The sequence below is a fragment of the Acinetobacter sp. GFQ9D191M genome (genome assembly GCF_011174875.1).
In the GTDB taxonomy this organism is placed as follows: Bacteria; Pseudomonadota; Gammaproteobacteria; order Pseudomonadales; family Moraxellaceae; genus Acinetobacter.
In genome coordinates this window covers 21,509-30,232 of sequence record NZ_JAALGV010000081.1, presented here as the reverse complement: position 1 = coordinate 30,232, position 8,724 = coordinate 21,509, and the positions used below count along the sequence as shown (strand labels likewise).

Sequence of the window (8,724 nt, the reverse complement as noted above, 5' to 3'; positions counted from 1 at the left end):
GATAACTAAGAGCATGATCACCAATAAACTGACGCTTGCAGTTTTTGCATTGATAGTTTTGCTTGCCATATATTTTGAGGCCATTTTTCTTTACACCCTCACTTAGACAGGTTGGACATTTGATTTCTAGTGTTATTTGCATCTCACTATCTTATCAAAAGCCAACCTGTTTTTTTCAGCATACTTTTTGAAACACCACCGAAGATGATTAGGTTGTTATCTTGCTGAATACCGTTGGAAAACGAGCTGATAGCATAGTTTATGACGAAGCGAAAAAGCGAATTAAAGACTAAAATGAGAGGTATAAGCTCGCATTTTTGCATTCATATAATCACCACTATGTTGAATGTAGCTAAATTCCTTAATACGACAGAACCAAACTATACAAGCAGATGAACCAGAAAAGGACCTACCAAAACCATAAAAATACCAGCAAGTACCATTGTTAAGCTGGCAATCACCCCTTCTTCTTTATCACGACTATAGGCTTTAGTCGTTCCAAATCCATGTGCTGCGTTGCCCAAAGATGCACCCATGACAAAATGAGATTTTAACGGTAAGGCGCCTAGCACAATATCACCAATGATCATACCTATAACACCAGTAATCATGGTAAACAAAATAACCAGTTCGACAGAGCCACCTATATGACTGCTCAACTCCATTGCAAAAGGTGTCGAAATGGAACGCGCCATTAAGCTGTAGGTTGTTGACTGATCAAAATTAAACAGCTTAGCCAAATAAAATGAACTGATCATTCCTGCTAGCATCCCCATCACCACGCCCATACTGATAGAAAGTAGATGTGTTTTGATTATTTCACGGTATTCATAAATTGGAATGGCAAAGGCGACTGTTGCAGGGCCTAACATCCAGACAATCCATTGGTTATCTTGCATATACGTATCATAGGATATATTCAAAGATAAGATTAAAATAATCAGAAGGATAGGGGGTAGTATCGCTGGTGATAAAATCAGATAAGGATATTTTTGATGGATTTTTTTTACGACAGTATAAAAAAGTAAAGTTGAAATCAGACAAACAATGGCGATTAAAGTCATGATTATTTTCCATCCTGATCTATATTACGCAGAGATTGGGAGCGATTATTCTTGATTTTATTTTCAAACTGAAAGCCAAGATGTACACTATATGCTGTAACCACCATGACACAAATGGTGCCCAGAATAACAGCAAAGATTAATTGCCAGCCTTCTGTTAAAAAAAGATGTTTATATTTAATTAGTCCAACAAAACAGGGAATAAAGAATAAAACCAATTCACCCAAAATAAAATCGGAGCCACTCTTGATCCATTCAAGTTTAAAAAATCCAGTCAATAAACCTGTTAAAACAATAAAAAGCCCGATCACTGCACCAGATACTGGAAGTTTAAATAAGGATTGAAGTATGCTGCCAATCCACCAGAAAGCAAGTAATAAACTGATTTGAAAAATGATTTTACTGATATATTTGAATCGGGTCGGATGTTCGATTTGTACAGGCATTAATATCACAGCTTGATTTTGAAGATAAGGTAATTTTATATGCTGTACATATGCGAAATAATGAATAATTTTATAAATATTATTCTATATTGGAATAATTTATGGATCTAAAATCACTTAAAATTTTTGTTGAAACTGTTAATAGCCAGAGTTTTAGTTTAGCTGCAGTACGCTTGTTTATGACGCAACCGACTTTAAGCAAGATCATTAAAAGCTTAGAAGAAGAGTTGGGAACAGCACTATTTAAAAAAGGTGAAGCAGGAAGAAAACGTGAAGTCGTACTGACTTATACAGGTGAACTGATTTATCAGCATGCATTAAACATACTGTCAGAACATGAAAAAATATATAACACGATTGAGCAAGTTAAGTTACTTAAAAAGGGTAAACTGACTTTAGGTTTACCACCATTAGGTTCTGTCTTATTTAGTTCACTTATTGCCTTATTTCATAAGCAACATCCGGATATACAGCTTAGTTTTTTAGAGGTAGGCTCAAATAGTATTGAGGAAGCAATTGCAGATAAACGTATTGATGTTGGTATTTTACTTGGTAATTTTCGACCGACTTTTGCGTCAATCCCAGTTGTTGATTCAGCAATGTGCTTACTATCCATAAAAGATTCACAGTGGAGAAATAGGAAAACTGTAAATTTGGTCGAATTAAAAGAAGAATCCTTTCTATTATTTTCTGATACCTTTACTTTGAATAGTATGATTATTAAAGCAGCAAATACAGTAGGTTTTGAACCTAAAGTTGTCTGTAAAAGCAGTCAATGGGACTTTATTGCAAAAATGGTTGAATCAAATATGGGAATCGCATTACTTCCTCAAATATATTGCCAGCAATTAGATCAGGAAAAATTCAACACTGCCGTATTGGAAAATCCAGGTTTAAATTGGACTTTAAGTATGGCCTGGAATACGACTATAGCAATGAGTCCTGCAACTAGAGCATGGCTAAATATTGTAAAAGATCATAAACAGAAAATTCACTTTTAATTCAATGCTTTTACAACCAGTTTTTGATTGTCGTTACAATCAGTTTTGGCTGTTTAATTCATCGGTTCTATCGCATTAAGGAATTTAGGTCCATTTAACTTATGTTTACCTAAAATCTAGTTTATAAATTATTTTTACAATATATTTATTAATTTCAATATTTTGAAAAAAAATAATAGAAATTTATAAAAAATTAGTTCATGAACTTATAAGATTTTTAAGAGCATTTATATGAATGACTAAGTACTGTGAAAAAAGAGAACTAGATGACGTTTAGATAAAATTTTCAATCAAATAATCTTATTGTTGTTATTTCTAGTCACATAGTCTATTTTTATTATATGAATTATTCTTCCTCACCCAAAAGACCACGTGGTCGACCAACCAAACACGGTTGTAACTATGCAGACACTAGAGAAGTTTTAATCCACCGAGGTATCGAGTTACTGACCGAACGTGGAATGAATGCTATGAGCTTGGACGATCTCATGAAATCAGTCCAAGTTCCTAAAGGGTCTTTCTACCATTATTTTGTAAATAAAGAGGCTTTTATTTTAGAAGTCTTAGATGCTTATGAACTTTATTTTGTGAAGCGATTGAATAAGTTTTTAAGTCAAACTGATCTTTCCCCACTAGAAAAGCTGCAAAATTTTGTAAAAGATGCGGGTGAAAAAATGCAAAAATATGATTTTAAACGAGGTTGTATTTTAGGTAACTTAGGACAAGAAGTGTCGTATTTGCCACAAGGAATCATTGCCCGAATCGAAAGTATCTTTAAGGTATGGGAGAAATTAGTTTCTGATTGCCTCCATCAGTCAAATTCACAATATAGCCTAGCTGATTGCGATGAAGCTGCTTATCAGTTTTGGATTGGGTGGGAAGGTGCAGTTCTAAGAGCGCGTTTGGTCAAATCAACAAGTCCCTTAGAAGCATTTTATCGCTTGTTTACTTTAGCTGTAAAAAAACAAAATCACGTAAAAAGTTAATTAAAAAAATAAATGCAGATGTCTGTATTTATTTTTTAATTAATTCTAGACAAGCAGTCTAATTAAATAGAGAGGAAGTTCTATGTACAAAGGTATTGTAATTACTAAAGATGAAGCTGGTTACACATCACAAATTACTGAGATTGCATCAAAGCCTTTACAAGAAGGAGAGGTTAGAGTCGAAGTCAAATATTCAACACTCAATTATAAAGATGCTTTAGCCATTACTGGGCGTTCACCAGTGGTGCGTAGTTTTCCTTTGACCCCAGGCATCGATTTTTCGGGTGTTGTGATTGAATCAAAACATCCAGCATGGAAAAAAAGAGATGAAGTTCTACTGAACGGTTGGGGAGTGGGTGAAAAGTATTTTGGAGGGCTAGCCGAGCAAGTCACTGTTTCTGGTGATTGGCTCATACAAAAACCTTCTGCTTTTTCTTTTAAAGATACGATGGTTATTGGTACAGCAGGTTATACCGCAATGTTGTGTGTTATGGCTTTACAAAAACATGGTATTAAACCAAGTGATGGAAAAATTTTAGTGACAGGTGCAAATGGTGGAGTAGGTAGTATTGCCATTATTATTTTGAATCATCTTGGTTATGAGATTACAGCTTCAACTGGTCGACCTCAAGAGTCAGAATATTTAACCTATCTAGGTGCGAGTGAAATTATTGATCGTATTGAATTATCTTCCCCAGGAAAGCCATTAAACAAAGAGGTTTGGGCTGGCGTAATTGATACTGTTGGAAGCCATACTTTAGCCAATGCATGTGCTAGTACAAAATATCGTGGTGCAGTTGCTGCGTGTGGTTTGGCAGGCGGAATGGATTTTCCAGCAACAGTTGCTCCATTTATTCTAAGAGGGATTACCTTATATGGAATTGATAGCGTGATGGCACCAATCGAATTAAGAAAAGAAGCATGGGAACGTTTGGCTACAGAATTAGATCAAACAAAATTAGAAACAGTAACGACTGAAATTCAGTTAACAGATGCTTTAAATATTTCAAATGAAATTTTAGATGGAAAAATTCGAGGTAGAGTTGTTGTACAGATATAGTTCAACAAAATGAGTTGTGGGACTGTTCTAAATTTTGTGTAAGTACTTAATTTTTATTTATCTTATTGAGGATAATAAAAAGAGGTACTTCACATGGATGAAGCTACAATCAAAAGTATGGCAGCTGAATTAGCTAAAGGTTTAAAAACTCCTGAAGATTTAAACCAAATGACAGCCATATTTAAAAATTTCATGATCGAAACCGCTCTGAATACTGAGCTTTCTGAACATTTAGGCTATGAAAAGCATCAACCTAAGAAAGGATCTAATGCACGTAATGGTTTTAGCTCCAAAACAGTTCTAACACAAGATGGGCAGCTTGCTTTAGATATCCCTCGTGATCGTGACGGCTCTTTTAAACCACAGATTATTAAGAAGCATCAAACACGCATTACTAGCATGGATGATCAAATTCTTTCGCTATATGCGAAAGGAATGACAAATAGAGAAATTGTTGCTTTTTTAAAGAAATGTACGATGCCGATGTATCTGCCTCCCTTATTAGTAAGGTGACGGATGCTGTCATTGAACAAGTGACAGAATGGCAAAATAGAACACTCGATAGTCTTTATCCTATTGTCTATTTAGATTGCATTGTTGTTAAGGTTCGTCAGCATTCAACAGTAATCAATAAATCAGTTTATTTAGCATTAGGCATTAACCTGGATGGCCAAAAAGAACTTCTTGGCATGTGGCTTGCTCAAACAGAAGGTTCCAAATTCTGGCTATCAGTCATGACAGAGCTTAAAAATCGAGGAGTGCAAGATATTCTTGTAGCCTGCCTTGCGAAGCAGCGCTTCTCAGGACTAAAGGGCTTTCCTGATGCGATAGCCTCTGTCTACCCTCATACTGATATCCAGCTGTGTATCGTACATGTTGTAAGCAATAGCCTGAGATTTGTGAGCTGGAAGGACTACAAAGTTGTAACAGCAGGATTGAAGGCGATCTATCAGGCAAGTACAGAGGAAAATGCTTTAAAGTCCCAAGATATCTTCTGCGATCAATGGAATCACCAGTATCCAAAAATTGGAGAATCCTGGCGGGCAAATTGGGAAAATATCCGAACGATCTTTAGCTATCCTGCTGAAATACGTCATGCGATTTATACAACAAATGCAATTGAATCATTGAATAGCGTGATCCGCCATTCAACTAAAAAGAGAAAGATCTTCTCTTCTGATGATTCAGTGAAAAAGGTCATTTATTTAGCAACTTCAAATGCTGCTAAAAAATGGACCATGCCAATTCAAAATTGGCGTTTAGCAATGAATTGGTTTACGATTCAGTTCGATGATCGATTAAAAGATCATTTATAAAAAATGAGACTTACACAAAATAATTTACAGGCTCGTAGAAACATGAAGATACATTCTTTTGGTGAACACAATAACATTATTTTATCTAATAATTGTATTGAAGTTCGAGGTGCACGTGAGCATAACCTTAAGGATGTAGATGTTTCTATCCCAAGAAATGCACTTGTTGTATTCTCAGGTGTATCGGGTTCAGGAAAATCATCACTTGCTTTTGGAACTATTTTTGCTGAAGCACAAAGAAGATATTTCGAATCTGTTGCACCTTATGCAAGACGCTTAATAGATCAGGCCGGAGTACCAGATGTTGATGCTATTGATGGTCTACCACCAGCAGTAGCATTGCAACAACAACGTGGTGCAAGTAATACCCGTTCTTCTGTTGGAAGTGTAACAACTTTATCAAATCTCGTGCGAATGATTTATTCGCGTGCTGGTGCATATCCTGCCGATCAGCCAATGTTATATGCCGAGGACTTTTCACCGAACACTCCTCAAGGTGCTTGTCCTACCTGTCATGGTTTAGGTCACATTTATGAAGTTACAGAATCGACAATGGTTCCTGACCCAACACTCAGTATTCGTGAGAGAGCTATCGCATCATGGCCACCTGCTTGGCACGGGCAAAACTTACGCGATATCCTAGTAACCCTAGGGTATGATGTTGATCGACCATGGAAAGATTTACCGCAATCGGATAGAGACTGGATTTTATTTACTGAAGAAACCCCAACAGTTCCTGTCTATGCTGGTTTAAGCCCCGCTGAGACTCAATCTGCACTTAAACGTAAACTAGAACCCAGCTATATGGGCACTTTCACTGGTGCTCGTCGCTATGTCCTTCATACTTTTGCTAATACCCAAAGTACGTTGATGAAAAAACGTGTTTCACGTTTTATGGAAGGAAAAATATGCCCTTCCTGTCATGGTAAACGCCTTAAAGCAGAAGCCTTATCTATTACCTTTGCTGGAGTAGATATTGGTGAGTTTATGCAACTTTCTTTGGATAAGTTAACTTGCCTGCTTGAGCCCATTGTTCTTGGCAATTTCGACGCTCATGATGCTGGAGAAAAGACTAATAATAAAGTAACCCAACTTGATAGATCTGAACGAGCAACAACAGGTAGAGCAGTGCATTCTGTATCTCCAGATGTAAGACGTACGTCAGCACTTTCAGATGAAAAGAAAATTGCTGCCCAGCGTTTAGCAAATGGTGTGATGAGGCGTTTAAATCAATTACGCCAGTTAGGTCTTGGTTATCTAACATTAGATAGAGCCACACCGACTCTTTCAGCGGGAGAGTTACAACGTTTGCGGTTAGCAACACAATTAAGTTCTATGCTATTTGGTGTAGTTTATGTACTGGATGAACCATCTGCGGGATTACATCCTTCAGATAGTCAGTCATTATATGATTCTCTCGATAAATTAAGAGACGCTGGAAACTCCGTATTTGTTGTAGAGCATGATTTAGAGCTCATGCGTCGTGCTCAATGGTTAGTGGATGTTGGACCAGATGCAGGAGAGCAAGGTGGTAATATTTTATATAGTGGAGTACCTCAGGGTTTAAGTGAGATTTCAGCTTCACGTACTGCAAGTTATTTATTTAATAAAATCCCAGTTACTCAAAGTTATGGACGTACACCCTCTGGTTGGCTTGAACTTAACAATATTTACCGACATAACCTGCATAATATTGATGCTCGTATACCTCTTAGTGTACTTACAGCAGTTACAGGTATTTCAGGTTCAGGTAAATCTAGTCTCGTTTCTCAAGCTTTACCCGAGTTAGTACTTTCATATTTAGGCAATGAATCTGAAACTGAAAACAATAATGAAAATAATCCTTTAAATGAAGGAATGTTGGTTACCGAGGTTACACAGGGTTCTCTAGCTGGTGATGTGGAGGCTATACAGCGTCTGGTACAAGTTGATCAAAAACCAATTGGCCGTACTCCACGTTCTAATCTGGCAACTTATACGGGTTTATTTGATCATGTTAGAAAGTTATTTGCTGGGACTCCTGAAGCTCGCCAAGCTCATTATGATGCTGGACGTTTTTCGTTTAATGTGGCTAAAGGGCGATGTGAAACTTGTGAAGGTGAAGGCTTTGTCAGTGTAGAATTATTGTTTATGCCAAGTGTATATGCCCCTTGTCCGACATGTCATGGTGCTCGATATAATGATGACACTCTGAAAATTCGCTGGAATGGACGTAATATTGCTGAAGTATTAGGAATGACCGTCAATGAAGCACGTGATTTTTTTGATGGAGAGGTCTCGATTGCTCGTTCACTACAATTATTAAAGGAAATTGGCCTTGGTTATTTACGTTTAGGGCAACCAGCGACTGAACTATCTGGTGGAGAAGCGCAACGTATTAAATTGGCGACCGAGCTGCAACGCAATCAGCGTGGAAATACACTGTATATACTTGATGAGCCAACTACAGGTTTGCATCCATCAGATGTAGATCGATTGTTAGTTCAATTGCAGCGATTAGTCGATGCGGGTAATACCGTGGTTATGATTGAGCATGATATGCGTGCCGTTGCACAAGCAGATTGGGTGATTGATGTGGGACCAGGTGCTGGAAATGCTGGTGGGAATATTGTTGTGGCAGGAACACCAAAACAAATAACAGAAAATCAAGATAGCCGTACTGCTCCATATTTAGTTAATGAGTTAGTGAGTCGTGATACTAAACGTTGATATTGCGAGTGGGTAGAATAAAACCTTAAATTAAAAGCCTGTAAAATTAATTAGATATTTTTCGTTTTAGGTGGTGTGTGAGCATGAAATCTAAAAGTTTTTTTCAACTAAGGGCTTTGTTGCACAAACCTATCTGTAACGG

7 protein-coding genes and 2 pseudogenes are annotated in these 8,724 nt (G+C 37.1%); 6 read left to right on the top strand and 3 right to left on the bottom strand.

Features of this window, described 5'->3' with window-relative positions:
* Positions 1 to 142, bottom strand: a 142-nt coding sequence (locus G5T77_RS12465; protein WP_166236225.1) for an IS1 family transposase, incomplete at its 3' end; no start/stop codon positions are given.
* Positions 143 to 200: 58 nt separating this feature from the next.
* Between G5T77_RS12465 and G5T77_RS12460 the strand changes: the two are divergent.
* Positions 201 to 293 (top strand): annotated as a pseudogene (locus tag G5T77_RS12460) (type II toxin-antitoxin system RelE/ParE family toxin); the annotation flags it as partial.
* Between the two features lie 87 nt (positions 294 to 380).
* On the opposite strand, the gene G5T77_RS12455 reads toward G5T77_RS12460, so the two are convergent.
* Both G5T77_RS12455 and G5T77_RS12450 read right to left on the bottom strand, forming a co-directional pair.
* The gene (locus tag G5T77_RS12455) at positions 381 to 1,064 is read right to left on the bottom strand and encodes an LrgB family protein (RefSeq protein ID WP_166137095.1); all 684 of its coding nucleotides are present in this window, start codon (positions 1,062 to 1,064) and stop codon (positions 381 to 383) included.
* Between the two features lie 2 nt (positions 1,065 to 1,066).
* Positions 1,067 to 1,510 (bottom strand): CidA/LrgA family protein, encoded by a 444-nt coding sequence (locus G5T77_RS12450; RefSeq protein WP_166137101.1) that lies wholly within the window; start codon positions 1,508 to 1,510, stop codon positions 1,067 to 1,069.
* 101 nt (positions 1,511 to 1,611) lie between these two features.
* On the opposite strand from G5T77_RS12450, the gene G5T77_RS12445 reads away from it, so the two are divergent.
* From G5T77_RS12445 to G5T77_RS12425, 5 genes and pseudogenes are all read left to right on the top strand, one after another.
* Complete coding sequence (locus tag G5T77_RS12445) at positions 1,612 to 2,511, top strand: LysR family transcriptional regulator (protein ID WP_048881895.1); 900 nt, start codon at positions 1,612 to 1,614, stop codon at positions 2,509 to 2,511.
* Positions 2,512 to 2,852: 341 nt separating this feature from the next.
* A complete protein-coding gene (locus tag G5T77_RS12440; protein ID WP_166137092.1) occupies positions 2,853 to 3,497 on the top strand; it encodes a TetR/AcrR family transcriptional regulator in 645 nt (214 codons plus the stop codon).
* 82 nt (positions 3,498 to 3,579) lie between these two features.
* On the top strand, positions 3,580 to 4,557 hold the full coding sequence (locus tag G5T77_RS12435) for an MDR family oxidoreductase (RefSeq protein WP_166137089.1): 978 nt from the start codon (positions 3,580 to 3,582) through the stop codon (positions 4,555 to 4,557).
* Between the two features lie 93 nt (positions 4,558 to 4,650).
* Positions 4,651 to 5,873, top strand: a pseudogene (locus G5T77_RS12430) (IS256 family transposase).
* A gap of 42 nt (positions 5,874 to 5,915) precedes the next feature.
* A complete protein-coding gene (locus tag G5T77_RS12425) occupies positions 5,916 to 8,582 on the top strand; it encodes an excinuclease ABC subunit UvrA (protein WP_166137086.1) in 2,667 nt (888 codons plus the stop codon).
* Positions 8,583 to 8,724: the final 142 nt, after the last annotated feature.